Here is a 22,867-nt window from a genome sequence, read left to right on the forward strand (position 1 = left end):
CGGCTCTCTCACCATGACATCGCCATTGCACCTCCGCTCCCGCGGGTGCGGGCGATGGCCGTCGTTGAGTTCGTGCATTCGCGACGACGGTTGCCGGCACCATTCGGCCTCGCCGGCACAGACACCTGCGCAGTCCCTGTCGGGGACGCAGGACCCGGGCCTCGGGGACGCGATCAGCGGAGGCGCGGTTCACGCCGGGTGCGGACTCGGGGGAGTCCGCACCCGCACTCTCCGTCGCCATCGCCGCGAGAGCCCCGCATCGAGCGAGCATGCGCGTCGATACGCATGCCGCCTCGGGCATGCAGGGGTCCCCGGCGCTGCATCCACGACGACGTGCCGCAAACGGCTGATAGATTAATAGGGACAGAGGCCGACCACCCCCCGGGAGACCCCATGGCGATCATGACGGTGCTCTTCGCTGCGCTGTCCTTCGCCGCCCCACTCCTCGTCCGACTCCTCGGACGCCGCGCGTTCCTCCTGCTGGCGCTCGTGCCCCTCGCCGCCTTCGTGCACACCCTCGCCTACACCGGTCTCATCGCCGAAGCCGACGGCGCTGCGACCGAGTCGTGGGTGTGGATATCGCAACTCGACCTGGCCCTCGCGTTCCGGATGGACGCCCTCGCATGGCTGCTCGCGCTCGTCGTGACGGGGGTCGGCGCGCTGGTCCTCCTGTACTGCGCGTCGTACTTCGACGACGACGAGCCCTCCCTTGGGAGGTTCGCGGGTCTGCTGCTCGGCTTCGCCGGAACAATGTACGGTCTCGTGACGTCCGACGACGTCATGGTCATGTTCATGTACTGGGAGATCACGAGCGTGCTGTCGTATCTCCTCATCGGCCACTACACCGGACGGAAGGAGAGCAGGGGAGCGGCGCTCCAGGCCCTCCTCGTCACGACCCTCGGTGGCCTCGTCATGCTCGTGGGCGTGGTCATGCTGAGCGTGGACGCCGGGACGACCCGCATCTCGGAACTCATCGCCGCTCCCCACGAGGGTGTGCTCCCGGCCGTCGCGATCGTCCTCGTCCTCGTCGGGGCGATGTCGAAGTCGGCCATCGTCCCCTTCCACTTCTGGCTTCCCGCCGCCATGGCGGCACCGACCCCCGTGAGCGCGTACCTCCATGCCGCCGCGATGGTGAAGGCGGGAATCTACCTCGTTGCGCGGTTCGCCCCCGGGTTCGCCGACTCGCCCGCCTGGACCCCCGTCGTCGTCGGCTTCGGGGTGCTGACGATGCTCGTCGGGGCATGGAGGTCGCTCCGTCAGTACGATCTCAAGCTGGTCCTGGCGTACGGGACCGTCAGCCAACTCGGGTTCCTCTTCGTGATCGTCGGGTTCGGAACACGTGACGCGGCGCTGGCCGGTGCGGCGATGCTTCTCGCGCATGCGATCTACAAGGCGGGGCTCTTCCTCACGGTCGGCATCATCGATCATCGGACCGGAACTCGCGACTGGCGGAGGCTGTCCGGTCTCGGCCGGGCGATGCCGGTCCTCGCGGTCGCGGCCGCATTGTCGACGGCGTCGATGGCGGGGGTCATCCCGCTCATCGGGTTCGTCGGCAAGGAGGCCGTTTTCACCGCCTTCATCGAGGAGGGGCTCCACGGAGATCTCTGGGCGTGGATCGCCCTCGTCGGAACGGCCGTCGGTTCGGTCCTCACGGTCGCGTACAGTGCGCGGTTCCTCTGGGGGGCCTTCGCCCGGAGGTCGACGACGGAACCCGTGTCCGTCCATGCGGACAGCGGAGCCATCGTCGCGGCTCCGCTCCTTCTCGCCATCGCCGGCATCGTCCTCGGGATCGGGGTGCCGCTCATCGATCCGCTCCTCGCCGCCTACGCCGACACCCTGGGTGACGGGGAGTACCACCTCGCACTCTGGCACGGACTCGAGCCGGCGCTCTTCCTCTCGACGGTCGTCATCGCCCTCGGGGTCGTGCTCTTCGCGGCTCGGCGAGCGGTCGCCCGCGCGCAGTCGACGGTGCCGTCCCTCATCGACGCGTCGCGGGGTTACTGGACGACCGTGAACGCCGTCGACCGCGCCGCGGCGCACCTCACGCTCTTCGCGCAGCGCGGAGGACTGCCCCAGTACCTCATGACGATCGTCGTCGTGTTCGTGATCGCCGTGGGCGGGACGCTCCTGCTGACCGGGACGTGGCCGACCGACATCCGGCTGTTCGACTATCCCCTCCAGGTCGTGATCGCCGCGTGCATGATCGTCGCCTCGATCGTGGCCGCGCGGGCGCGGCAGCGGATGACGGCCGTCCTGCTCGCGGGCGTCACAGGCTTCGGGCTCGTCGCACTGTTCGCCCTGCACGGCGCTCCGGACCTTGCGCTCACCCAGGCGCTCGTCGAGCTCGCGACGATCGTGACCTTCATCCTCGTCTTGCGTCGTCTGCCGCAAGCCATCGCTCAGCACAACAAACCCGTCCGGAAGGTGCGGCGGGCGGTCATCGGCGTCCTCTTCGGAGTCTCGATTTCGGTCGCCGCTGCGGTCGCCCTGTCCGCTCGTGAAGCGGAGAGCATCGCGACGGAGCTGCCTCGGCTGTCCTTCGAGGAGGGGCACGGCCGCAACATCGTGAACGTCATGCTCGTCGACATCCGTGCCTGGGACACGATGAACGAGATCGCGGTGCTCGTCGTCGTCGCCACCGGCATCGCGAGTCTGCTCTTCGTGTCGGGCCGCTCGGGCACGCCGCAGCGATTGCCCGGAGCGCGACGACAGCGCGCGAACCGGCGGGCCGTGCCCGCCGACGTGCGCGCGTCGACGGGGCTCAGCGCTCGAGAAGAGTCGCCCGCCACGATCGCGAGCGAGGACGCTTCGGCCGCCGAGGAGGCGCACGACGACACGGGCTCTCATCCGCAGTTGTCCGAGGCCGAGGCCCACGAGCCCTCCGCCGCCCACACCGCGACCCCCGAGGAACGACTCGCGTCGGGCGCGCGGCAGTCCTGGCTCCTCGCGGGTCGCACGATCCGGGACGAGAACCGTTCGCTCCTGCTCGAGGTCCTCGTCCGGCTGCTGTTCCACCCCGCGATCGTGGTGTCGGTCTTCCTGCTCTTCACGGGCCACAACACGCCGGGCGGCGGATTCGCCGGGGGTCTGCTCGCAGGGCTGGCCCTCGTGGCACGCTACCTCGCGGGCGGCCGATATGAACTCGCCGAGGCCGTTCCGATCGACGCCGGGAAGCTCCTCGGCTCCGGCATCCTCCTCGCGGTGGGGACGGCGACCGGCTCGTTGCTCTTCGGCGCCGACGCGCTCACGTCCGCTTATCTCGAGGCCGACGTGCCGGTCCTCGGACACCTCTCGATCGGAACCTCGACGATCTTCGACCTCGGTGTCTACCTCGTCGTCGTGGGACTGACGGTCGACATCCTCCGGAGTCTCGGCGGCGAGATCGATCGGCAGCAGGAGGACGCCGAGCTCGATCCCGACGCCCACGACGACTTCTCGACGGTGGGGGCGGGTCGATGAGCGCGTCCCTCACCCTCGTCGTCCTCATGGGGGCGATGTACGCCGTCGGGATCTACGTGATGCTCGAGCGCAGCCTGACCCGTGTGCTCATCGGCTTCCTTCTCGTCGGCAACGCGACCAACATCCTCATCTTCCTCATGAGCGGAGGCAACGGGTCGCCACCGCTCGTGACCGGAACGGAGGCGGACGACTCGATGGTCGATCCCGTCCCGCAAGTGCTCATGTTGACCGCCATCGTCATCAACTTCGGGATCACGGCCTTCCTCCTCGCGCTCATCTACCGCTCCTGGTGGCTGGCACAACTGGGCGAGGAGGGGGACACCCTTCCCGACGAGCACGAGGGCGAGACGGAGGCCGAGACCGAGTCGAGCTTCGACCCTCTCGACCTCGACGACGCCGCCGTCCAGGAGGTGCTGCGGGCGAGCGACGAGCGACCCGGCGACGACGAGTCCTCGGCGCCCGGCGGCTCGCACCGCACGACACCGAACGACAGGACGCACGATACGACCGGGGAGGACCGCGGATGACCGCACTCGTTCCCCTCGTCGTGATGCTGCCGCTCCTCGGAGCCGCGGTCGCCCTCACGCTCGGCAAGTACCCGCAGATCCAGATCGCCGTGAGCACGATGGTGCTCGCCGTCGTCGCAGCGCTGTCGATCGCTCTCCTCATCCACGTCGACTCGACGGGACCGGTGGTCGTGCACGTCGGCGGCTGGGACGCGCCCTGGGGGATCGTGCTCGTCGCCGACCGGCTCGCCGCGATCATGCTCGTCGTGTCGTCGCTCATGCTTCTCGGGGTCCTCCTCTTCGCGGTCGGGCAGGGCATCGCGGACCGGGACAGCAACCCGCCGCCGGTGTCGATCTTCCACCCGACCTACCTCGTGCTCGCCGCCGGGGTGTTCGACGCCTTCGTCGCCGGGGACCTCTTCAACCTCTACGTCGCATTCGAGATGCTGCTCGCGGCGAGCTACGTTCTCCTGACCCTCGGCGGGACGGGCGCGCGCATCCGGGCCGGGGTCACGTACATCGTCGTGAGCCTCATGTCGTCGATCATCTTCGTCGCGTCGATCGCGCTCATCTACGGAGCGACCGGCACGGTGACGATCGCGCTCGTGTCCGAGCGAGTCCGCGACCTCCCGCCCGACGTACAGCTCGTGCTGTGTCTCGCCCTCCTCGTCGGCTTCAGCGTGAAGGCCGCACTCTTCCCGCTGTCGTTCTGGCTTCCCGACTCGTACCCCACGGCACCGGCGCCCGTCACCGCCGTCTTCGCCGGACTCCTGACGAAGGTCGGCATCTACGCGATCATCCGCACCGACACGGTGCTCTTCATCGACGTGCCGCTCCAGACTCCGTTGCTCATCGTGGCGGCGGTGACGATGATCGTCGGCATCCTGGGCGCCGTCGCCCAAGCGGACATCAAGCGGCTGCTCTCGTTCACGCTTGTCAGCCACATCGGCTACATGGTCTTCGGCATCGCGATCGGCAGCGAGGCGGCGACCACGTCGACCATCTACTACGTCGTGCACCACATCGTCGTGCAGACGGCCCTGTTCCTCGTCGCCGGTCTGATCGAGCGCGTCGGGGGCTCGACCTCCATCAGCCGATTGGGCGGCCTCCTGTCGGCGGCGCCGATCGTCGCGGTGCTGTATTTCATCGGCGCGTTGAACCTCGGCGGGATCCCGCCGTTCTCCGGCTTCCTCGGAAAGGTCGGCCTCTTCCGGGCCGGCGTCGAGTCGGGCACTCCGCTCGACTTCGTCGTGATCGGGGCGGGAGCGGCGACGTCGCTCGTCACCCTCTACGCCCTCGCCCGGGTCTGGAACATGGCGTTCTGGCGTGGTCGGCGCGAGGTCGAGGGCTACTCCTCATCGTTGCTCGCGTCGTTGAGCGAGAACCCGGAGGACGACGGCCGCGTCTCCTTGAAGACCGTCTCGCCGCTCATGGTGTCGGCGACGGCGGGCCTCGTCGTCCTGACCGTCGCTCTCACGGTCTTCGCCGGACCGCTCTTCGCGCTCGCCGACCGGGCGGCCGTGAACATCGAGGACCCCTCGACCTACGTCAGGGCCGTCTTCCCCGTGGAGGTGCCCTGATGCAGCAGCGCGAGCACGCGAGTCTCGGCAGTCGGATTCTGCTCTTCCTCGGCCTCGTCCTGCTGTGGGCGATGCTCTGGGGGCAGTTCACGGTCCTGTCGCTCCTCACGGGGGTCGCGATCGCGACCATCGTGACGCTGGTCTTCTACCTGCCGGCGATCCAGTTCTCGCGGCGGCTCGACCCCGTGCGCACGGTCTACTTCTTCCTCCGACTGCTCCTCGACATCGTCATCGCGTCGTTCCAGGTCGCCTGGATCGTGCTGCGCCCGGGTGTCGTCCCGCAGAACTCGATCGTCGCGGTGCAGTTGCGGACACGTTCGGACCTCATCACGATGTGGGTGGCCGAATCCCTCTCGCTCGTCCCCGGTTCGATCGTCGTCGACCTCGACCGCGGCGAGTCGATCCTCTACCTGCACGTCCTCGACACCGACCACGATCGCGACGTCGAGGCGGCGCGATCGCGTGTCCTCGCGACTGAGGAGCGCATCGTCCGCGGTTTCGGATCGGCGCACGACCTCGCCCTCGTGCAAGGAACGGCACAGCCTCCCGCAGCCGACCCCACTCCACCCGGAACAGAAGGAGACCGCTGATGCAGATCGCCCTCGTCGTCGCCGGCGTCATGTTCGGGATCGGCGCGCTCGCGGCCGTCTACCGGATCGTCACCGGGCCGAGCCTGCTCGACCGGGTGATCGCCTCCGACGTGCTCGTCGTGACGATCATGTGCGTCATCGGAGCCGAGATGGCCGTCAACCACCACACCGACACCCTGCCCGTGATGCTCGTCCTCGGGATGTTCGGCATCATCGGCTCCGTGAGCATCGCGCGATTCATGGCGAAGCAGGATTCGACATGAGTGCCGAATGGAGCGAGGCGTTCACCGCGACCTTCATCGTCATCGCGGCGTTCCTGTGCGGTGCCGCGGGCATCGGCCTCTTGCGCTTCCCCGACGTCCTGTCACGGCTCCACGCCGCGACGAAGCCGCAGATCCTCGGACTCGGGCTCATCGTCGTCGACGTCGCCGTGTCGAACATCAGTCTCGCCACGATCGCGTTCGCGATCGCGATCCTCTTCTTCCAGGGGCTCACGGCGCCGATCTCCGCGCACATGGTGGGCAGGGCGGCCTACCGCGGAGATCATCTGCGGCGCGACCTGCTCGTGACGGACGAGCTCGCCGACGCCGTCAGTCGCGCCGACGAGCGATCCTCGCGGCGATCCGACCGGCGGGACGACGACCGCCTCGGCGGCGGTGACGACGGGGCGCACGAGACGGACTGAGCGGGAGCTACGCGCTATCCGAGCGACGCCCCGCCGATCCACACCTCGGACACGTCGAGGCCGTCGCGGAAGAGGACGGCGTCGGCGACCGCTCCCACCCCGAGCGACCCGAGCTCGGGTCGCCCGACGACCCGGGCCGGTGTCTCCGTCAGAGCACGGACGCCATCGGCGAGCGGGACGCCCGCGGTGACGACGGTGCTGAGGGCGGCGTCCTGAGTGAGGGTGGAACCGGCGATGACGCCCGAGTCCGTGAGCCGGGCGACGCCCCGGTCGACGCTCACCGCGAGCCCGCCCAGTTCGTAGGCGCCGTCGCCGAACCCCGCGGCGGCCATGGCGTCCGTGACGAGGGCGATGCGACCCGGGGCGCCCGCGAAGGCGAGGGCGAGGACGGCCGGATCCACGTGGACGCCGTCGGCGATGAGTTCGAGCACGACCGACGGCTCGCTCATCGCCGCGACGATGGGACCAGGAGAGCGGTGGTGGATACCCGGCATCGCGTTGAAGGCGTGGGTGAGGAGCGTCGCGCCCGCGGCGAATGCTTCGGCTGCCCCCGCGAAGTCGGAGACCGTGTGGCCGATCGCGACGACGACACCGGCTCGTCGGAACGCTCGGATCGCCTCGAGAGCGCCGGGCAGCTCCGGCGCGATCGTGATCTGGACGAGGCGACCGCGCCCCGCCGTCACGAGGCGCTCGACGTCCGAGGCCGTGGGGGTCGTGAGGGCTGCGGGGTCGTGCGCGCCACGATTGTCCGGCGAGAGGAAAGGGCCCTCGAGGTGGGCCCCGAGCACGGTCGGGTCCTCATCGGCGAGTCGCGCCACGATCGCGAGGTTTTCGACGAGCCGGTCGACGGGGGTGGAGACGAGGGAGATGACGCTCCGGGTCGTGCCGTGAGCGCGGTGCGTCGCGAGAGCCGTCCTGACCGCGTCGGGACCGTCATCGAAGGAGGCTCCGCCGCCACCGTGTCCGTGGAGGTCGATGAATCCGGGTGTGAGGACACCGCCGGTCGCGTCGACGACGCGCGTCCCGTCGTCCCCGCCCACGAGTCGCTCCCACGAGGTGCCCGTGCCGCGCTCAAGGACGACTCCGTCCGCCAGGAGCACCCAGGCGTCGAGCGTCTCCCGACCCGCGTCGATCAGGCGAGCGGAGTGGATGATCGTCGCGTCCCTCATGACCACTCGATCCCGTCCGGGCGCGCGTACGCCTCCCGCGCGGTCTCGGGGCCGCCGGCCCACACGAGTCCGAGCGGCTCGGCCGCTGCGGTCCCGGGGTCGGTTCCGGTTGCTCCGTCGAGAGTCGTCATCGGCGCCCTTCGATAGGTGAACAACCCGTGCAAAACCGAGGGTGCCAGCCTACCGGACGGGCCCCGTCGGTGCCCTGCGGCACACTTGGGGGCATGCCCCGCTCCCCGCGACAGCGCCCCTCGTCGTCCTCCCCGGCCCCTCGCGTCACTCCCGTGCGGCTCGCGGGCCTCCATGACGGAACGATCGAGGACCTGCGCAGCGCGGACTACCACGATGCCGCTCGATTCGCCGATCTCGATACCTCGGGCATCGACCTGGCCGACGTCCAGTTCTCGGGCTGCGGGTTCGAGAGGATACGCACGGACGCTCTGGCGCTGCGGGGGGCCCGGCTCATGGACTGCGTCATCACGGCTCTCGAGGCGCCGGTGATCGATGCCCCCTCGACGTTCTGGCGCGACATCGAGATCCGCTCCTCCCGCTCGGGTTCGGCCGACCTCTACGACGCCGAGTTGCGAGCGGTGCGGATCACCGAGAGCAAGCTCGGCTACCTCAACGTCCGTGGCGCGCGTGTCACCGACCTCCTCATCGAGGGCTGCTCGATCGAGGAACTCGACCTCGGGGGAGCGACGGCGACGCGATTGCGCCTCGTCGACTGCCGGATCGGGACCCTCGACGTGACACGCGCGACGCTGACCGAGGTCGACCTCCGCGGCGGGGAGTTCTCCGTTGTCCGGGGACTCGACAGCCTCCGCGGCGCGATCATCGGCGAGCACCAGCTCGCGGAGTTCGGTCCGCTGTTCGCCGCGGCCCTCGGCGTCCGGATCGAGTGATCCGGCGTCTCCTCCCTGATATGCTGACCGCGTCGCAACTGGCGTATGACGGATGCTCTGCATCCGACTGAAGATGGTCACCATCGGGGAGCGACTGACACGGATTCGGCCGTACGCCTGGGCCGATACGGAGCACCCTCACGTCCGCCGCTGTCAGAAGGAGTCAGCCTCATGACCACGTCCCAGGATCTCTTCAACGCCCCGCTCAGCGAAGTCGACCCCGAGATCGCCGCCGTCCTCGAGCAGGAGCTCGGCCGTCAGCGCGACTATCTCGAAATGATCGCGAGCGAGAACTTCGTCCCCGTCTCCGTCCTGCAGTCGCAGGGCTCCGTACTCACGAACAAGTACGCCGAGGGCTACCCCGGCCGCCGCTACTACGGCGGCTGCGAGTTCGTCGACGTCGCCGAGTCGCTCGCGATCGAGCGCGCGAAAAGCCTCTTCGGTGCCGCGTACGCGAACGTCCAGCCGCACTCCGGCGCGAGCGCCAACGCCGCCGTTCTCTCCGCGATCGCCCAGCCCGGCGACACGATCCTCGGCCTCGAGCTCTCTCACGGCGGCCACCTCACGCATGGCATGAAGCTCAACTTCTCCGGCAAGCTCTACAACGCCGTCGCGTACGGTGTCGACGCCGACACGATGCTCGTCGACATGGAGGACGTGCGCGCGAAGGCCCGTGAGCACAAGCCGCGCGTCATCATCGCCGGCTGGTCCGCGTACCCTCGCCAGCTCGACTTCGCCCTCTTCCGCGAGATCGCCGACGAGGTCGGCGCGACGCTCTGGGTCGACATGGCGCACTTCGCCGGTCTCGTCGCCGCCGGCCTCCACCCGTCGCCCGTCCCACACGCGCACGTCGTCTCGTCGACCGTGCACAAGACGATCGGCGGCCCGCGCTCCGGCTTCATCCTCACGAACGAGCCGGACCTCGCCAAGAAGCTCAACTCGAACGTCTTCCCCGGCCAGCAGGGCGGGCCGCTCATGCACGTGATCGCGGCGAAGGCGACGGCCTTCAAGCTCGCGGCCTCCGACGACTTCAAGGACCGCCAGGCGCGCACCATCCGCGGCGCGCAGATCCTCGCGGAACGCCTCACGGCCGACGACTCGAAGGCCACGGGCCTCGACGTCCTCACGGGCGGAACGGACGTGCACCTCGTGCTCGCCGACCTCCGCAACTCGGAGCTGGACGGCAAGCAGGCGGAGGACGTGCTGCACGAGGTCCGCATCACCGTGAACCGCAACTCCGTGCCGTTCGACCCGCGTCCGCCGATGGTCACGTCGGGACTGCGGATCGGAACCCCGGCGCTCGCGACCCGCGGCTTCGGCGAGACCGAGTTCACCGAGGTCGCCGACGTCATCGCGCTCGCGCTGCGCCCGGGCGCCGACGTCGAGGCCCTGCGCGGCCGTGTCGCGGCTCTCGCCGACGCGTTCCCGCTCTACCCCGGCCTCCAGCAGTAGGCGCCGGCATGACGGCTCTCAAGCTCGACGGCCTCGCGGCCGCCTCCGCCATCAAGTCCGAACTCCGCGACCGCGTGGACGTCCTCCGGGAGCGGGGCGTCGTCCCCGGCCTCGGGACGCTGCTCGTCGGAGACGACCCCGCGTCGCGCAGCTACGTCGCGGGCAAGCACCGGGACTGCGCGGAGGTGGGCATCGAGTCCATCCGCGTGGACCTCCCGGCGACGGCGTCGCGGGAGGACGTCCTCGCCGCGGTGCGTGACCTCAACTCCGCTTCCGAGGTGACCGGGTACATCGTGCAGCTCCCGCTCCCCGCGGGCATCGACGAGAACGAGATCCTCGAGGCCATCGACCCGGACAAGGACGCCGACGGCCTCCACCCGACCAACCTCGGTCGACTCGTCCTGGGTGTGGCGGGCGAGCTCACGTCGCCGCTGCCGTGCACGCCGGCCGGCATCGTCGAGCTGCTGCGGCGGAACGACGTCGCACTCGCCGGCAAGCACGTCACGGTGATCGGTCGCGGCCTCACGGTCGGCCGTCCGCTCGGGCTGCTCCTCACCCGGAAGGGCATCGACGCGACGGTCACCCTCACGCACTCGCGAACGCCCGACATCGCCGCCGAGGTCCGGCGTGCCGACGTGGTGGTCGCCGCGGTCGGCGTGCCCCACCTCGTGACCGCCGACTGGATCAAGCCGGGCGCCGCCGTCGTCGACGTCGGAGTGACCCGCGTCGGCACGACGGAGAGCGGCAAGGCGAAGCTCTCGGGCGACGTCGACCCCGGCGTCGCCGAGGTCGCGGGCTGGCTGTCACCGAACCCGGGCGGAGTCGGTCCGATGACGCGGGCGCTCCTCGTCTCGAACGTCGTGCAATCGGCCGAGAGAGCGTAGGTCGTCGTGAGCGTGCGGCGGAGCCACCCGTCGGTCGAGCGGGTCGAGGCGGCGCTCGCCGCGGCCGGCACCCCCGTCGAGGTCGTCTGGTTCGACGAGGGTGCACACACGGCCGTCGCAGCGGCCACCGCGCTCGACTGCCCCGTCGGCGCGATCGCGAATTCACTCGTCTTCACGCTCGACGGCGAGCCGGTGCTCGTGATGACGAGCGGGGCGCACCGCGTCGACACGGCGTTCCTCGGGAAACGGATCGGTGGTCGACTGAAACGTGCCGACGCCGACACCGTGAAAGCGGCGACGGGTCAGGTCATCGGGGGCGTCGCCCCCGTCGGGCATCCCGCGCCGCTCCGCACCTGGGTCGACACGGCTCTCGCCGCGTTCCCGGTGATCTGGGCGGCGGCCGGCCACGCGCACACGGTGTTCCCGACGACGTTCGACGACCTCGTCCGCCTCACGGGCGGCACCGTCACCGCCGTCACGCTCGACTGACGCGGGACCCGCGGGGTCGTGCGGGGTCCGGTCACATCTGCGCCCCGTACGACTCCATCATCGTCGCGAGACGTCTCGTCTCCTCCGACGACAGGTCGTCGGCGTAGTAGCGGTAGATGTTCCCGGTGGAGATCGCGGCCGCCTCCTGGGCGCGACCGTCGCGAATCGCGGCGACGAGCGCGCGAGCGTCGTGGGCGCTTGTGCGCACCCGCGAGCTGCGGTCCGTCTCGCTCGTGAGCCGGCGATCGATCATCTCGGCCATCACCCCACCGACGACGTTCCCGCAGATCTCGAGCATCTGATTGTGCGAGGCCCGGCGGATGGCCTGATGGAACCGATTGACGCGCTCGCCGAATCGGACGTCGGGCTGGTCGGCGAGGTCCGCGATGTCCTCCCCGCGCCGCGCGATCTCGGCGAGTTCGTCGTCTGTGCGCTCCGTCGCGGCGAGGAGGCTCGCGTGCCCCTCGAGCAACAGGCGGAACTGCAGGAGCTCGACTCGCGACACCGAGTCGAGCTGGGCGAGCTTCGCCATCGATTTCTCGAGCACTCGGGGGGAGAACGCGGTCACCACGGGACCGCGTGGGTCGCCCGGCCGCGATTCGATGACCCCGGTCGCCTGGAGCACACGCATCGCTTCCCGCACGGTCGCCCGGCTCACGCCGAAATCCGCCATGAGCTGGCGTTCGCTCGGGAGCCTGTCTCCGGCGCCATAGGTGCCATCGGAGATGGCCTGCTCGACCTGATCGACGATGATCTCGTAGGCGTTGATCTTCTGGACGGGGGTGAAGCTCATCGCTCTGCCTCTCGGTGGCGCCGGCGGTTGGAGGGGGAGGAGGATCGGGGAAACTGTTACATCTTTGTTTCCGTGCTTGACGCTCTCTTCGGCGTCAGCCTAGCGTGTCGTTTACTGGCCTGACCAGTAACCCGGCGCCCGTTCCCTGCCGGTCTCCTCGACTCTCCCCCGACTCCCGAAGGAGTTCCATGAACGCCCGCATCCCCCATCGCCTCGTCGCGGCGACAGCCGTCGCTGCGGCCTCCATCCTCGCCCTGTCCGCCTGTTCGGCCGGAAGCTCGTCCGGGGGAGGGAGCGCCACGTCGGATGCCGTCGTCATCGGTCTCACCGGAGAACCCGTGAACCTCGATTTCACGACGACATCGGGTGCCGCCATTCCTCAGGTCGTGATGAACAACGTCTACGAGGGGCTCGTCACGATCGACCAGGACGGGGAGCTCCAACCCCAACTCGCCGAGAGCTGGGAGGTGAGCGAGGGCGGTACCGTCTACGATTTCGTCCTGCAGGACGGCGTGCTGTTCTCCGACGGCGAGGACTTCACGGCGGACGACGTCGTCTTCAGCATCGAGCGCGTCCAGAGCGACGCCTGGCTGAACGGCACCAAGTCCAAGATGGACGTCGTCGATTCCGTCGAGGCGGTCTCCGACACGGAGGTGCGCGTGACCCTCAGCCGTCCGAGTAACGCATGGCTCTTCGACATGGGCACCTACGTCGGTGCGATGTTCTCCGAGACGGGTGTCGACGACCTGGCCACGGAGCCCATCGGCACCGGCCCGTACACGGTCGAGAGCTTCGTGAGCGGCGACCGCATCACTCTCGCCGGCCGGGACGACTACTGGGGCGAGGAGCCGGACATCACCGACGTCACGCTCCGCTACTTCGCCGACGCCGTCGCGAGTACGAACGCGCTCCGTTCCGGGGACGTCGACATGGTCTACAACATGCAGGCGCCCGACCTGATGGGCCAGTTCGAGTCCGACGAGGCCTTCCAGGTCATCGAGGGCACGTCGAACGGGGAGATCCTGCTCTCGATGAACAACAAGGTCGCTCCCTTCGACGACGTCCGGGTACGTCAGGCCGTCATGTATGCCATCGACCGTCAGGCCGTCATCGACGCGGCCTGGGCCGGCTACGGCACCGAGATCGGTGCCATGGTCGCCCCGACCGACCCGTACTACGAGGATCTCACCGACCTGTACCCGTACGATCCGGAGAAGGCTCGTGAGCTCCTAGCGGAGGCCGGCGCCGAGAACATCTCGATCACCTTCGACGTGCCCACGCGCCCCTATGCCACGGCCGTCTCCGAGATCGTCGTGTCGCAGCTCGCCGAGGTCGGCATCGACGCGTCCATCCAGTCGTCCGAGTTCCCCGCCGTCTGGCTCGACAAGGTCTTCACGCAGGCCGACTACCAGATGTCGGTCATCCTGGCGGTCGAAGCGCGCGACGTACTCGCGACCTTCAACAACCCCGACTACTACATCGGCTACGACAACGCGAAGATCGCCGATCAGGTCATCGCGGCCGACTCGGGCACCCCTGAGGAGTACGTGAGCGGCATGAAGGAGGTCGTCCGCACGATCACCGAGGACGCCGCCTCGGACGTGCTGTTCCTGTTCCCGAACCTCGTCGTCGCCAAGGCGGAACTCGGCGGGATCGCCGCGAACGCGGTGACCGAATCGCTCGTGCTGTCCGGGCTGACCTGGACCGACTGATCGAAGGCGGCCCGCCCCCGTCCGGGCACCTCGGACGACCGATGTACGACCCCCGAGAGACAAGGAGAGCGAGAATGGCACGACGACTGCTCAGCAGCCTCGGACAGTTCCTCGCCACACTGCTCGTCGCGACCGCGCTCATCTTCGTGATGCTGCGAGTGATGCCGGGTGACCCGGCCGTCGTGGCGCTCGGCATCAACGCGACCCCCGAAGCCCTCGCGCAGTGGCGGACGGAGTACGGTACCGACCAATCCCTGGCTCTGCAGTACCTGCAGTGGATGGGGGGACTCGTCCGTGGCGACTTCGGCACGTCCTACGTGACGTCGCAGGACCTGTCGCCCCTGATCGCCGACCGTGTCCAGGTGACGCTCATCCTCGTGGGCCTCTCGATGGTGGTCGCGCTCCTCGTCGCCGTTCCGCTCGGCGTTCTCGCGGCCGTCCGGCATCGGTACCCGTCCGGCGTCGTCCTCTCCGGGATCTCACAAGTGGGCGTGGCGGTCCCGAACTTCCTCGTCGGCGTCCTCCTCGTCGCGGTCTTCGCCGTGCACCTCGGATGGTTCCCGTCGGGCGGATGGGTCGCGCCGTCCGACGACCCCGTCCAGTTCCTGCGGCGCCTCGTGCTGCCCGTGATCGCGTTGGGAAGCGTCCAGGCCGCGATCATCACCCGATACGTCCGCTCGGCCGTTCTCGAGATCATGCGCGAGGACTTCCTGCGCACCGCGCGTGCGAAGGGGCTCACGAAGGGGGCCGCACTCGTCCGGCACGGCCTGCGGAACGCCGGAGTGCCCGTCGTGACGATCGTCGGCGTCCAACTCGCGGCCATGCTCATCGGTTCCGTCGTGATCGAGCGGGTCTTCGTGATCCCGGGCCTCGGGAGCCTCCTCGTCGACTCCGTCGGGAATCGGGATCTCCTCGCGGTCCAGGCGATCGTCGCCGTACTCGTCCTGCTCGTCATCGTGATCAACCTCCTCGTCGACCTCGCGTACACCGTGCTCGACCCCCGGCTGAGAAAGGCGGCGTGACGATGGTGACATCCCTCGACACCACCGACTCCGTAGGTATGCCCGTGCCCGCCCCGTCGGTCCCGGGAGGCGGCCGCCGCCGGAACCGTCCCGGGACCCAGCTCATCGTCGGAGCGGCCCTGATCGCTCTCGTCGCACTCGTCGCACTCGTCTCTCTCGTGTGGACGCCGTACGACCCGGTGGCGACGGTCGCCTCCGATCGGCTCCAGTTCCCGAGCGCAGCGCACTGGTTCGGCACCGACCGTTTCGGTCGCGACGTGTTCTCCGCCGTGATGGTCGGATCGCAGATCACGCTCATCGTCGGCTTCATCGCCGTGGGGATCGCGGTCGTCATCGGGGTGCCACTCGGTATCCTCGCGGGGATGCGGCCCGGACGGCTCGGGAACCTCGTCATGCGGGGCAACGACATCCTCCTGGCGTTCCCCGGTCTCCTCCTCGCGATCGTCTTCGGCGCCGTGTTCGGAGCCGGAACCGTCACAGCGATGGTCGCGCTCGGCATCGGTTCGATTCCCGCGTTCGCCCGTGTGGCACGCAGCGGTACCCTCCAGGTCATGAAGACGGACTACGTCTTCGCCGCGCGCGCCGCGAATCGCTCGGAGTTCCGGATCGCGTTGCGGCACGTCCTCCCGAACATCAGCGGGATGATCGTCGTCCAGTGCTCCGTCAACTTCGGGATCGCCGTGCTCGCCGAGGCCGGACTGTCCTTCCTCGGGCTCGGCACCATGCCGCCCACCCCGTCATGGGGTCGGATGCTGCAGGAGTCGCAGCAGTTCCTCGGTTCGCACGATTACCTGGCGATGGCCCCCGGAATCGCCATCGCCGTCGCGGTGCTCGGTTTCAATCTCCTCGGAGACGGCCTCCGCGACCGCTTCGACCCCAAGATGAGGAGCAACCGATGACCTCCACCGATTTCGCGGTCGACGTCCGCGGCCTCACGGTCGCCGCCGGAGCGACCACCCTCGTCGACGACGTGACCTTCCGCATCGCCCCCGGTGAGAAGGTGGGCCTCATCGGCGAGTCCGGTTCCGGCAAGTCGGTGACGTCGACGGCCGTCATGGGCCTACTGCCCGACACCCTGACGACGAGCGGCAGCGTGACCGTCGCGGGCTCCGACGACAATCTCCTCGGCCGTAGCGACGCGCGCCTCGCCAAGCTCCGCGGATCCGCCATGTCCATGGTGTTCCAGGAACCGATGACGGCGCTCAACCCGCTCATGCGCGTGGGGCGGCAGGTGGCGGAGATCATGACGATCCACGGCACCGCGTCTGCTTCCGAGGCAGGCCGTCGCGCCGTGGAGCTCCTCGCCGACGTCGGCCTCCCGAATCCCGCCGAGTCGGCCATGGCCTATCCTCACCAGCTGTCCGGCGGTCAGAGACAACGCGTGATGCTCGCGATGGCCCTCGCCAACGATCCCGCGTTGCTCGTGTGCGACGAACCCACGACGGCGCTCGATGTGACCGTGCAGAAGCAGGTGCTCGATCTCGTCCTCCGCTCCGTGACGCAGCGCGGGACGGGGCTCCTGTTCATCACGCACGACCTCGCCGTCGTCGCGAGTGTGTGCGAGCGGGTCCTCGTCATGAACCGCGGAGTCGTCGTCGAGGAGGGCCCCATCGAGACCGTCTTCACCCGGCCGAAGCACCCGTACACCCGTGGCCTGCTCGCGGCGTCCGACCTCACCGCGACGGATGCCGACGGCCGGTTGTTCACGATCGCGACGGCTGCGGGATACGACCCGTCGCGATTGAGCGCGTCGGAACCGGGCGTCGACGAGCAGCCGGCTGTGCTCGGCGTCGCCGCTCCCGCTCCGGATCGACCGACGACCGAGTCGGCGGCCTCACCCGCTCCCATCGTGAGCGTGCGGGGACTGACGAAGACCTACGTCCGCTCCCGCAGCGGTCTGTTCGGTCGAGCCGCGCGTGTCGATGCCCTCCGTGGTCTCGACTTCGACATCCACGAGGGGGAGCGCTTCGGCATCGTGGGAGAGTCCGGATCCGGTAAGTCGACGCTTCTGCGCATCCTCTCCGGTCTCGACCAGCCGACTTCGGGCGAGGTGAACGTCGTCGGGACGTCCCTCCGCGGGGCGAAGGAGAAGGACCTTGGTGAGCTGCGGCGGGCCCTGCAGATCGTCTTCCAGGATCCGATGGGATCGCTGGACCCGCGGATGAGCGTCGGCGACATCGTCGCGGAGCCCCTTCTCAATCCCGCCAACCTGCGCTCCGGCCTCGCGGCGTCCCCCGCAGAACGCCGACGGCTGGTAGCCGAGATGCTCGACCACGTCGGTCTGCCCGCGACCTCCGTCGAGCGCTTCCCCCACGAGTTCTCGGGTGGACAGCGGCAGCGCATCTCCATCGCTCGTGCCCTCGTCTGCCGACCGCGGGTCCTCGTCGCCGACGAGCCCGTGAGCGCCCTCGACGTCTCGGTCCGTGCTCAGGTCCTCAACCTGCTCGCCGACCTCGTCGACGAATACGGGCTCACCCTCGTGTTCGTGTCCCACGACCTCGGGGTCGTCCGCCACCTGTGCGATCGGGTCGCTGTGATGCGCGACGGGGAGATCGTCGAGACGGGGCCGACGAAACGGCTCTACGAGTCCCCGACGCACGACTACACCCGTCAACTCGTCCTCGCGACACCGACCCTTCAGCACACATTGGAGCACGCGTGAAAGCCTCGACCACCACTCGACTCGGAGCGCTCGCCGCCGCCGACATCGTCGCCGGCTACCGGGAGGGCGCGTTCACCCCCGTCGACGTCGCACGAGACGTGATCGATGCGGTCGAGGCGCGGAACGAGGAGCTCAACGTCTTCGCCTCGTATGCGCCCGCCGAGGTCGTCGCCGACGCGGAGGCGAGTGCCGGCCGGTGGGCGGCCGGTGCCGAACTCGGTCCCCTCGACGGCGTACCCGTCACGGTGAAGGAGAACATGCACCGCCGTGGTGTGGCGTATCGATCGGGAACGGCGGCCGGGACGCCGGAGTTCCCGGTGTCGGACAACCCGGCCGTCGAGCGCTTGCTCGAGGCCGGTGCCGTCATCGTCGGCTCGACGACCATGCCCGACTGGGGCATGCTGTCCTCGGGAGTGTCGAGTCTCCACGGCATCACCCGCAGCCCGTGGAATCCGGCCTGGACCGTCGGCGGGTCGAGCGGTGGTGCCGGAGCCGCCGCTGCCGCCGGGTTCGGACCGATCCATATCGGAAGTGACATCGGAGGCTCGGTGCGTCTCCCGGCGACGTGGGCCGGCCTCGTCGCGCTCAAGCCGAGCGATGGGCGCATCCCGCACGACACGCCGTACTTCGGGCGTTCCCTCGGACCTCTCGGGCGAACCGTCGCCGACGTCGCCCTCGCCATGACCGCCGTCGCCCGCCCGGACTGGCGCGACTACACCTCGCTCCCCGCGGAAGACGTGCCCTGGACCGCACTCGACGGAGAGGTGCGGGGCCTGCGCGTCGCTCTGCAGCTCGATCCGGGGGCGGGCATGGCGGTCGACCCGGAGGTGACAGCTTCTGTGCGGGCCGCGGCTGACCTCTTCGCCTCCGCCGGTGCCGAGGTCGTCGAGCTCGCCCCCGCGCTCACTCCCGAGATGCTCGACGCGGTCGACCTCTTCTGGCGCGTGCGCTTCTGGAACACCTACTCGAAACTCTCCGTCGCGGATCGGCAACGGGTACTGCCGTTCATCGTGCAGTGGTGCTCCGGCGGCGCCGACGTGGCCGGTCGGAGGGTGCTCGAGGCGTACGACACGATTCAGTCGATGCGAGCGGAGACGGTGGCGGCGACGCAGCCGTTCGACCTCGTCCTCTCGCCCGTCTCACCGGTCGCGGCCTTCCCTGCTGAATGGCCCATGCCGTTCGGCGATGACGACGAAGGGATGGCGCACATCGCGTACTGCGTGCCCTACAACATGACCGGTCAGCCCGCGTCGAGCATCAACAGCGGTTTCACACGGGACGGGCGCACGATCGGTCTGCAGATCGCTGGCCGCCGCCACGACGACCTCGGGGTGCTGCGAGCGACCGCCTGGTTCGAGTCGGCGCGTCCGGAGGCCGCACGCCCCGTCTTCCCCATCCGCTGACTTCTCGGAGGGGCGATACTGAGTGTGTCGATCGGGGCGATCGACGCATCGGAGGCGAGGAGTGGCCATGGAGTATGTCCGGCTGGGTCGGAGCGGGCTGAAGGTGTCCGCGGTGACACTCGGGTGCATGAGCTACGGCGAACCCGGTCGCGGTTCGCACGAGTGGAGCCTCCCGGAGGACGAGAGTCGTCCGTTCATCAGGCGGGCCCTCGAACTCGGCATCACGACCTTCGACACCGCGGACGTCTACAGCGACGGCACGAGCGAGGAGATCCTCGGTCGCGCGCTCGGCGAGTTCGCCGAGCGCGAGGACGTCGTCATCGCGACGAAGGTCCACGGGCGAATGCGCGAGAGCCCCAACGGGGGCGGGCTCTCGCGGGCCCACATCCTGTCCGCGATCGATGCGAGCCTGCGGCGTCTCGGAACCGACTACGTCGACCTCTACCAGATCCACCGCTGGGACCCGGAGACGCCCATCGAGGAGACCATGGAGGCGCTCCACGACGTCGTCCGCGCCGGGAAGGCGCGCTACATCGGGGCGTCGTCGATGTGGGCGTGGCAGTTCTCGAAGGCTCAGTACACCGCCGATCTCGGCGGATTCACGCGCTTCGTGTCGATGCAGGACCAGTACAACCTCATCAACCGTGAGGAGGAGCGCGAGATGCACCCACTCTGCCTGGACCAGGGCGTCGGGGTGCTTCCGTGGTCGCCGCTCGCTCGCGGTCGGCTCACCCGTGACTGGGACGACTCCACCAGCCGCAGTGAGACCGACGTCTTCGGCCGCAGCCTCTATGGCCAGCGCGAGGAGAGCGATCGTGCCGTCTCGGAGGCCGTCGCGTGGGTCGCCGAGGAGCGCGGGGTCTCGCGCGCGCAGGTCGCACTCGCGTGGGTGCGACAGCAGCGCGCCGTGACCTCTCCCATCGTCGGGGCCACGAAGCTCGGCCACCTGGAGGACGCCGTCGCGTCCGTCGACATCGAGCTCACCGAGGCGGAGATCGCGGCGCTCGAGGCGATGTACGTGCCGCGCGACCCCGAGGGCTTCTGAGCCGGTCCGGCCTCCCCTCTCCTCCCACCTCCGCGAGGGGGAGAGGGAGGACGGGAGAATGTCCGTCGGGTGGCGGATGCGCCGGAACGGTCCTCCTGGTGCGATGGAAGCATGACGTCCCTCGCAGCCGGACCATCGACCGACGCCCGTTCGGGTAGCGCCCGCCTCTCGCAGCGATCCCGGCGGCTCTCCGTGGCCGGGGCGCTCGCCGCCGCGACCGCGCTGTTGCTCTCCGCGTGCGGTTCGGGAGCGACCCCAGCGCCCGACGACACCGCGACGCCCGTCGTGATCGCCGACACGGTCGTGGGTGAGCACATCTCCTGGACGGTCGACGCGCTCAACGGCGAGGTCGAGGTGACCGCAGCGGATGTCGAGGAGCGGCTCAACGCCGACATGCTCGACGCGGTGTCGGGGGAGCAACTCGTCGACATCCTCGACCAGCTCGGGGCCGGAAAGCCCTGGGTGCCGACCGCGTACGAGGGTACCGACACACAGGCTGCCGCGACGATCGAGAGCGGCTCGCAGGGTTCGCTCGACGTCCAGGCATCGGTCGACGGGGACGGCCTCCTCTCCGGGCTTCTCTTCACCCCCACTCCCGCCGAGCGCACGCCGGCCGCCGACTGGGACGAGCTCGAGGAGAACGTCGCGGCCCTCGACGCACCCACGAGCCTGCAGGTGACGGACGTGAGCGATGGGACGGCGGGCGACGTCGTGCTCGCCGTCGGTGACGACGGCGCCCAGCCCCTCGGCTCGATCTTCAAGCTCTACGTGCTCGGGGCGGTCGTGACCGCGATCGACGAGGATCGGCTCACGTGGGACGACGAGCTCGAGATCACCGCCGACCTTAAGAGCCTCCCCTCCGGCGAGCTTCAGAACGAGGAGGACGGCACGACCGTGACGGTGCGGGATGCCGCGGAGAAGATGATCGCGATCAGCGACAACACGGCGACCGACATGCTCATGGCCGCCGTCGGTCGCGAGGCCGCCGAACACGCTCTCGTCGACATGGGGCACTCGGAGCCCGCCCTCAACACGCCGTTCCCCTCGACGCGCGCGCTCTTCCAGATCGGGTGGGGCGACGACGGCGCTCTGCGGGAGCCGTGGAGCTCGGGCTCACCGGACGAACGCCGCGCGATCCTCGATGCTCTCCCCGGCGGCCCGATCGAGGTCGAGGCGACGGACCTCGTCGGCGCCGTGTGGACGGAGGGCATCGACTGGTTCGCGACGCCCGACGACCTCGTCGCGGCGCACCTCGCGTTGCAGGGTCTCGCCGAGACCGAAGCGGGGGAGCCGGTCCGGGACATCCTCTCGGCGAACCCCGGTTTCGCGCCCTCCGTCGTCGAAGGCTGGGATTACGTCGCGTTCAAGGGCGGCAGTTCCGTCGGCGTGCTCGCCGGCAGCTGGTACGTCGAAACGGGCGATGAGGCCTACGTGATCTCGCTGCAGGCATCGACGGAGGACCCCGCCGCGCTCGTCGACCAGGGGCTGTATTTCGGGCAGGCCGAAGACGCCCTGGCCCTCCTCGCGGAGTGAGGCGGATGGGCTGAGGGCGGGTTCGCGACGCGCCGCAGCCGGATTGACACATTCGAACATGTGTTCGAATATTTAACCCATGGCATGGGCGGCGATCTCGAGCGACTCCAGTATGGGGTCGGCCTCCGACGCTGTGCCCGACAGCCCCGCTGTCTTCGGGGGTTCCTCCGTCACGGGGGGTGACGCCGTCGCGGATGCGCGGGCGTCCCTCGATCGCATCCTCGAACTGCAAGCGCGCATCACCGGCATGCAGGAGACGAAGCTCGACGCCCGCGCCCTGCCGACCGTGTCGGCACTCAGCCCGCTCCTCCCCGGCGGGGCGCTACGGGCGGGGTCGAGCTACGCCGTGCACCGGTCCGCTCTGCTCGCGCTCGCTCTGCTCGCGGGGCCGAGCGCCGCGGGGTCATGGTGTGCCGTCGTCGGGATGCCGACGTTCGGCGCCGAGGCCGCTGCGGGTCTCGGCATCGACCTCGACCGCCTCGTCCTCGTGCCGGATCCGGGGGAGCAGTGGCTCGCCGTCACCGCCGCGATGGCCGACGTCGTCACGGTCGTCCTCACCCGTCCGCCCGGCCGCGTGAACCCGGGAGACCTCGCACGGCTCACGGCGCGGCTCCGGCAGCGCGGTGCCGCTCTCGTCGTCCTCGGGGACTGGCCGCAGAGCGAGGCGACTTTGCGCGTGTCCGGAGCGTCCTGGGAGGGGATCGGCCACGGCCACGGGCACCTCGCCGCTCGCCAGGTCACCGTGACGTCGGAGGTCCGGGGCACAGGCCGTCCCCTCAGCGCGACCCTCTGGCTGCCCGACGCGACGGCCGGGATCAGCGCCGCCGCCCAGCCGGCCGCCGTCTCGCCGCTCGACCACTCCGTGGCCGAGCGCTCCGTGTCCGACCGCTCCGACGCTGAGCCCCCTCGTCCGCCTCGGCACCTGCGCCCGGTCGAGGTGGCCTGATGTGCGAGGTGGCCTGATGGCGCGGGGTCGATCCG

Annotated in this window: 21 protein-coding genes and 1 riboswitch; of the genes, 18 read left to right on the forward strand and 3 right to left on the reverse strand. The window is 69.5% G+C overall.

The genetic code is table 11. The annotated features are described in order from the left end of the window. Positions 1–393: 393 nt before the first annotated feature. The 6 genes from ELQ92_RS06625 to mnhG are packed head-to-tail and all read left to right on the forward strand — an operon-like array spanning position 394 to position 6,820. A complete protein-coding gene (locus ELQ92_RS06625) occupies positions 394–3,459 on the forward strand; it encodes a Na+/H+ antiporter subunit A (protein ID WP_128498217.1) in 3,066 nt (1,021 codons plus the stop codon). Beyond that, positions 3,456–3,986, forward strand: a complete 531-nt coding sequence (locus tag ELQ92_RS06630; RefSeq protein WP_128498218.1) for a sodium:proton antiporter — start codon at positions 3,456–3,458, stop codon at positions 3,984–3,986. The genes ELQ92_RS06625 and ELQ92_RS06630 overlap by 4 nt, the downstream gene beginning before the upstream one ends. Next, positions 3,983–5,545, forward strand: coding sequence for a Na+/H+ antiporter subunit D (locus ELQ92_RS06635; protein WP_128498219.1), 1,563 nt, complete (start codon positions 3,983–3,985; stop codon positions 5,543–5,545). Before ELQ92_RS06630 ends, ELQ92_RS06635 begins: the two co-directional genes overlap by 4 nt. Beyond that, positions 5,545–6,135 carry a Na+/H+ antiporter subunit E gene (locus tag ELQ92_RS06640; protein ID WP_128498220.1) on the forward strand — a complete coding sequence of 197 codons (591 nt, stop codon included), beginning with the start codon at positions 5,545–5,547 and terminating at the stop codon, positions 6,133–6,135. The genes ELQ92_RS06635 and ELQ92_RS06640 overlap by 1 nt, the downstream gene beginning before the upstream one ends. Beyond that, positions 6,135–6,398 (forward strand): MrpF/PhaF family protein, encoded by a 264-nt coding sequence (locus tag ELQ92_RS06645; RefSeq protein ID WP_128498221.1) that lies wholly within the window; start codon positions 6,135–6,137, stop codon positions 6,396–6,398. The genes ELQ92_RS06640 and ELQ92_RS06645 overlap by 1 nt, the downstream gene beginning before the upstream one ends. Further along, the gene (mnhG, locus tag ELQ92_RS06650) at positions 6,395–6,820 is read left to right on the forward strand and encodes a monovalent cation/H(+) antiporter subunit G (RefSeq protein WP_128498222.1); all 426 of its coding nucleotides are present in this window, start codon (positions 6,395–6,397) and stop codon (positions 6,818–6,820) included. Before ELQ92_RS06645 ends, mnhG begins: the two co-directional genes overlap by 4 nt. Positions 6,821–6,834: 14 nt before the next feature. On the opposite strand, the gene ELQ92_RS06655 is transcribed toward mnhG, so the two are convergent. After that, entirely contained in the window at positions 6,835–7,989 is a 1,155-nt protein-coding gene (locus ELQ92_RS06655) for an N-acetylglucosamine-6-phosphate deacetylase (RefSeq protein ID WP_128498223.1), read from the reverse strand. After that, entirely contained in the window at positions 7,986–8,120 is a 135-nt protein-coding gene (locus tag ELQ92_RS16710; protein ID WP_279432156.1) for a hypothetical protein, read from the reverse strand. The genes ELQ92_RS06655 and ELQ92_RS16710 overlap by 4 nt, the downstream gene beginning before the upstream one ends. A gap of 93 nt (positions 8,121–8,213) precedes the next feature. Here ELQ92_RS16710 and ELQ92_RS06660 point away from each other — a divergent pair, with 93 nt between their 5' ends. From ELQ92_RS06660 to ELQ92_RS06675, 4 genes are all read left to right on the forward strand, one after another. Beyond that, positions 8,214–8,891: a pentapeptide repeat-containing protein gene (locus tag ELQ92_RS06660; protein WP_128498224.1), complete on the forward strand. Its 678-nt coding sequence runs from the start codon at positions 8,214–8,216 to the stop codon at positions 8,889–8,891. Positions 8,892–8,915: 24 nt separating this feature from the next. Continuing rightward, positions 8,916–9,021, forward strand: a riboswitch (ZMP/ZTP riboswitch). 41 nt (positions 9,022–9,062) lie between these two features. Continuing rightward, positions 9,063–10,343, forward strand: coding sequence for a serine hydroxymethyltransferase (gene glyA / locus ELQ92_RS06665; RefSeq protein ID WP_128498225.1), 1,281 nt, complete (start codon positions 9,063–9,065; stop codon positions 10,341–10,343). Positions 10,344–10,351: 8 nt separating this feature from the next. Further along, positions 10,352–11,227 carry a bifunctional methylenetetrahydrofolate dehydrogenase/methenyltetrahydrofolate cyclohydrolase gene (locus ELQ92_RS06670; RefSeq protein WP_128498226.1) on the forward strand — a complete coding sequence of 292 codons (876 nt, stop codon included), beginning with the start codon at positions 10,352–10,354 and terminating at the stop codon, positions 11,225–11,227. Between the two features lie 6 nt (positions 11,228–11,233). Continuing rightward, positions 11,234–11,716 (forward strand): YbaK/EbsC family protein, encoded by a 483-nt coding sequence (locus ELQ92_RS06675; protein ID WP_424979827.1) that lies wholly within the window; start codon positions 11,234–11,236, stop codon positions 11,714–11,716. Between the two features lie 31 nt (positions 11,717–11,747). Here the strand turns inward: ELQ92_RS06675 and ELQ92_RS06680 are convergent, their stop codons facing one another. Then, a complete protein-coding gene (locus ELQ92_RS06680) occupies positions 11,748–12,509 on the reverse strand; it encodes a FadR/GntR family transcriptional regulator (protein ID WP_128498227.1) in 762 nt (253 codons plus the stop codon). Between the two features lie 188 nt (positions 12,510–12,697). Between ELQ92_RS06680 and ELQ92_RS06685 the strand changes: the two genes are divergently transcribed. The 8 genes from ELQ92_RS06685 to ELQ92_RS06720 all read left to right on the forward strand — a co-directional run bounded on the left by ELQ92_RS06685 (position 12,698) and on the right by ELQ92_RS06720 (position 22,832). Then, complete coding sequence (locus ELQ92_RS06685; RefSeq protein ID WP_128498228.1) at positions 12,698–14,221, forward strand: ABC transporter substrate-binding protein; 1,524 nt, start codon at positions 12,698–12,700, stop codon at positions 14,219–14,221. A gap of 74 nt (positions 14,222–14,295) precedes the next feature. Then, positions 14,296–15,243 carry an ABC transporter permease gene (locus ELQ92_RS06690; RefSeq protein WP_128498229.1) on the forward strand — a complete coding sequence of 316 codons (948 nt, stop codon included), beginning with the start codon at positions 14,296–14,298 and terminating at the stop codon, positions 15,241–15,243. A 2-nt stretch (positions 15,244–15,245) separates the two neighbouring features. Continuing rightward, positions 15,246–16,142 (forward strand): ABC transporter permease, encoded by an 897-nt coding sequence (locus tag ELQ92_RS06695; RefSeq protein WP_481808273.1) that lies wholly within the window; start codon positions 15,246–15,248, stop codon positions 16,140–16,142. Next, entirely contained in the window at positions 16,139–17,905 is a 1,767-nt protein-coding gene (locus ELQ92_RS06700; RefSeq protein WP_128498230.1) for a dipeptide ABC transporter ATP-binding protein, read from the forward strand. Before ELQ92_RS06695 ends, ELQ92_RS06700 begins: the two co-directional genes overlap by 4 nt. Then, the gene (locus tag ELQ92_RS06705; protein ID WP_128498231.1) at positions 17,902–19,308 is read left to right on the forward strand and encodes an amidase; all 1,407 of its coding nucleotides are present in this window, start codon (positions 17,902–17,904) and stop codon (positions 19,306–19,308) included. Before ELQ92_RS06700 ends, ELQ92_RS06705 begins: the two co-directional genes overlap by 4 nt. A 67-nt stretch (positions 19,309–19,375) precedes the next feature. Then, complete coding sequence (locus tag ELQ92_RS06710; protein WP_128498232.1) at positions 19,376–20,353, forward strand: aldo/keto reductase; 978 nt, start codon at positions 19,376–19,378, stop codon at positions 20,351–20,353. Between the two features lie 111 nt (positions 20,354–20,464). Further along, a complete protein-coding gene (locus ELQ92_RS06715) occupies positions 20,465–21,886 on the forward strand; it encodes a serine hydrolase (RefSeq protein WP_128498233.1) in 1,422 nt (473 codons plus the stop codon). Between the two features lie 79 nt (positions 21,887–21,965). Then, a complete protein-coding gene (locus ELQ92_RS06720) occupies positions 21,966–22,832 on the forward strand; it encodes a hypothetical protein (RefSeq protein WP_208004262.1) in 867 nt (288 codons plus the stop codon). Positions 22,833–22,867: the final 35 nt, after the last annotated feature.

The sequence above is a fragment of the Labedella populi genome (assembly GCF_004078655.1).
In the GTDB taxonomy this organism is placed as follows: domain Bacteria; phylum Actinomycetota; class Actinomycetes; order Actinomycetales; family Microbacteriaceae; genus Labedella; species Labedella populi.

Bases quoted from the DNA above. Each gene is read 5' to 3' on its own strand.
- ELQ92_RS06660 (WP_128498224.1), top strand. From the start codon at position 8,214: ATGCCCCGCTCCCCGCGACAGCGCCCCTCGTCGTCCTCCCCGGCCCCT.
- ELQ92_RS16710 (WP_279432156.1), bottom strand. From the start codon at position 8,120: ATGACGACTCTCGACGGAGCAACCGGAACCGACCCCGGGACCGCAGCG.
- glyA (WP_128498225.1), top strand. From the start codon at position 9,063: ATGACCACGTCCCAGGATCTCTTCAACGCCCCGCTCAGCGAAGTCGAC.
- ELQ92_RS06720 (WP_208004262.1), top strand. From the start codon at position 21,966: ATGGCATGGGCGGCGATCTCGAGCGACTCCAGTATGGGGTCGGCCTCC.
- ELQ92_RS06635 (WP_128498219.1), top strand. From the start codon at position 3,983: ATGACCGCACTCGTTCCCCTCGTCGTGATGCTGCCGCTCCTCGGAGCC.
- ELQ92_RS06625 (WP_128498217.1), top strand. From the start codon at position 394: ATGGCGATCATGACGGTGCTCTTCGCTGCGCTGTCCTTCGCCGCCCCA.
- ELQ92_RS06715 (WP_128498233.1), top strand. From the start codon at position 20,465: ATGACGTCCCTCGCAGCCGGACCATCGACCGACGCCCGTTCGGGTAGC.
- ELQ92_RS06710 (WP_128498232.1), top strand. From the start codon at position 19,376: ATGGAGTATGTCCGGCTGGGTCGGAGCGGGCTGAAGGTGTCCGCGGTG.
- ELQ92_RS06685 (WP_128498228.1), top strand. From the start codon at position 12,698: ATGAACGCCCGCATCCCCCATCGCCTCGTCGCGGCGACAGCCGTCGCT.
- ELQ92_RS06695 (WP_481808273.1), top strand. From the start codon at position 15,246: ATGGTGACATCCCTCGACACCACCGACTCCGTAGGTATGCCCGTGCCC.
- ELQ92_RS06630 (WP_128498218.1), top strand. From the start codon at position 3,456: ATGAGCGCGTCCCTCACCCTCGTCGTCCTCATGGGGGCGATGTACGCC.
- mnhG (WP_128498222.1), top strand. From the start codon at position 6,395: ATGAGTGCCGAATGGAGCGAGGCGTTCACCGCGACCTTCATCGTCATC.
- ELQ92_RS06680 (WP_128498227.1), bottom strand. From the start codon at position 12,509: ATGAGCTTCACCCCCGTCCAGAAGATCAACGCCTACGAGATCATCGTC.
- ELQ92_RS06645 (WP_128498221.1), top strand. From the start codon at position 6,135: ATGCAGATCGCCCTCGTCGTCGCCGGCGTCATGTTCGGGATCGGCGCG.
- ELQ92_RS06670 (WP_128498226.1), top strand. From the start codon at position 10,352: ATGACGGCTCTCAAGCTCGACGGCCTCGCGGCCGCCTCCGCCATCAAG.
- ELQ92_RS06640 (WP_128498220.1), top strand. From the start codon at position 5,545: ATGCAGCAGCGCGAGCACGCGAGTCTCGGCAGTCGGATTCTGCTCTTC.
- ELQ92_RS06690 (WP_128498229.1), top strand. From the start codon at position 14,296: ATGGCACGACGACTGCTCAGCAGCCTCGGACAGTTCCTCGCCACACTG.
- ELQ92_RS06655 (WP_128498223.1), bottom strand. From the start codon at position 7,989: ATGAGGGACGCGACGATCATCCACTCCGCTCGCCTGATCGACGCGGGT.
- ELQ92_RS06700 (WP_128498230.1), top strand. From the start codon at position 16,139: ATGACCTCCACCGATTTCGCGGTCGACGTCCGCGGCCTCACGGTCGCC.